Consider the following 447-nt stretch of genomic DNA (forward strand, 5'->3'; position numbering starts at 1 on the left):
GGCGGTAAAAATGCCGCCAGTTTCATTTTTAAAGACATTGTTTTAGGTACGCTCCACCATAGTATTCCAGCAAACAGCGCACTCAGAAAAAAGAACAAAATATCTGCGATAGTGCCAATATACGTGACTGAAAACATTTCTGATAAAATATGCGTTGTCCCCAACCACGAAACGCAAAAAAAAGCTAACATCACAGCCCACAAAACAAGCAAAATCCGCTCAATGATCATCATTATGCCATTTAATTTTTTTGATTGTAGTCCACATCTTTCGTGCTCCCAAAATAAAAATCACAATAAAAACCCAACGACCTCCTCCTGATCCTTCTGCAATAAAGAGTGCTGGATTCATCATTCCTATCAATCCTATACAAATCAAAATAGTAGATGCTACACGCATTAAACTTGTTTTTCCCAACAGCGATCCTCAGTCTGCTGCCAATAAGTT

The 447-nt window shown here is 38.3% G+C and carries 2 protein-coding genes; both read right to left on the reverse strand.

The genetic code is table 11. The annotated features are described in order from the left end of the window. Nucleotides 1-230: hypothetical protein (locus J7R10_RS08740; RefSeq protein ID WP_208436479.1), on the reverse strand; the 230-nt coding region annotated here is incomplete at its 3' end. Next, entirely contained in the window at nt 220-399 is a 180-nt protein-coding gene (locus J7R10_RS08745; RefSeq protein ID WP_208433993.1) for a hypothetical protein, read from the reverse strand. The genes J7R10_RS08745 and J7R10_RS08740, both read right to left, overlap by 11 nt. Nucleotides 400-447: the final 48 nt, after the last annotated feature.

The organism is Bartonella vinsonii subsp. berkhoffii ATCC 51672 (assembly GCF_902825225.1).
GTDB lineage: Bacteria > Pseudomonadota > Alphaproteobacteria > Rhizobiales > Rhizobiaceae > Bartonella > Bartonella berkhoffii.

Coding starts and splice junctions, on each gene's coding strand:
- J7R10_RS08745 (WP_208433993.1), bottom strand. CDS start 399: ATGCGTGTAGCATCTACTATTTTGATTTGTATAGGATTGATAGGAATG.